Annotated in this window: 2 protein-coding genes; both read right to left on the bottom strand. The window is 29.8% G+C overall.

The window, feature by feature from the left end; genetic code table 11:
- A partial coding sequence (locus GEMHA0001_RS02475; RefSeq protein WP_003144058.1) for an alpha/beta hydrolase family protein occupies positions 1-389 on the bottom strand: 389 nt, incomplete at its 3' end.
- Positions 379-1125, bottom strand: coding sequence for a hypothetical protein (locus GEMHA0001_RS02470; protein ID WP_003144061.1), 747 nt, complete (start codon positions 1123-1125; stop codon positions 379-381). The genes GEMHA0001_RS02470 and GEMHA0001_RS02475, both read right to left, overlap by 11 nt.
- Positions 1126-1277: the final 152 nt, after the last annotated feature.

The following is a 1277-nucleotide window of genomic DNA, read 5'->3' as shown; positions in this document are numbered from 1 at the left end:
CCTAAACTATGCCCTGTTAATATTATATCGTCTCCATATTCAGCTCTTATTTCCTCATAGAATTTACGTGCTGGATCAACGTGACCGTCTCCTAGTCCTAGAGCTATTCTCCCAAAATCTGTTTTAACCGCATCATTCCATTTATCATTATCAAAATTTGTCCCTGTGTACGCAAGAATTACTTCTCCTGTATCTTTATCTTTAAACGCGGTTCCACTTGAACCTGTGTCTTTATCATAAAAATCTCTTAGGTATTCAAGTCTATTTGGATACTTTCCTTTCATCTTTCTCACAACTGTTTCTAAAACTTTCTCATCTTCATCTCCCGATATCCTAGCTTTTTCAAACTCATACGTTAAATTTGATGCATAAAGTGTGTTATTCTTCATTTTCCTTATCTATCTCCTCTTCTACTACCTTTTCTGCAAAGTTAATCTCTTTAGTAGACTCTTTTATAACTATCGAGTGAAAATATGTTTTATCTATTTCACTATATTCTCCGTTTATATCAAAACTCACTTTTTCTTTATTTAATCCTAAATAATTATCTATTTCATCGTTTGTAAATAAGTATTTTATATTATATCTACCTGTTTCGAAACTAAACCCTTTTTCTTTTACTTCTAATTTCTTCAATATATCTTTATTCAGTTTCAACTTTTGGAATAAGAAATAATTTTTAAGTAATAACTCTGTTGTTAACTCTGATTTCTCTAAAACCAAACCCTTATCCTTTATATATTCTACTTTACTTTCTTTCTCCACTGTTTCTTTATATGGTTTTGATTCTATTAATACCTTTTTTACTTTTCCTTCTATTTTTTTGATATCTTTATTTCCCTTCATCTCCAAACGGATACTGTAAGTTTTACCATTTTCTTCAATTATCCTTGATTGATATATTGTAAATCCAATTGGAAATTTTTCAAATAAGTCTTCTGGATTTTCTGTTGGATAGACTTTTTCTATATCCGATACTTGTTTTTCTATCCACGATTTACTTCCCATGCCCATTATTCCGCAACCTGCTGTCATCATTAACACCCCTCCTACTATTACTGCTCCTATAATTTTTGTTATTTTCTTTTTCACTTTGATTTCTTTCTCATGTTTTTCTTCCTTCATTTCCCTACTCCTCTTTTTTATTTTTTTCTATTATATCACACTTTAACCCTTTCAGTTAATTGATTATATCATATTTCTTGTCAAAAAAAATAGAACTTCCAATTCCATCTATTGTTTGAAATTCGTGCTCTATCTTACGCTATTACTATTCA

Origin of the sequence: Gemella haemolysans ATCC 10379 (assembly GCF_000173915.1) — a bacterium.
Classification (GTDB): domain Bacteria; phylum Bacillota; class Bacilli; order Staphylococcales; family Gemellaceae; genus Gemella; species Gemella haemolysans.
Note: the sequence above shows the minus strand (reverse complement) of the source record. Positions and strands in the feature narration are given on the sequence as shown.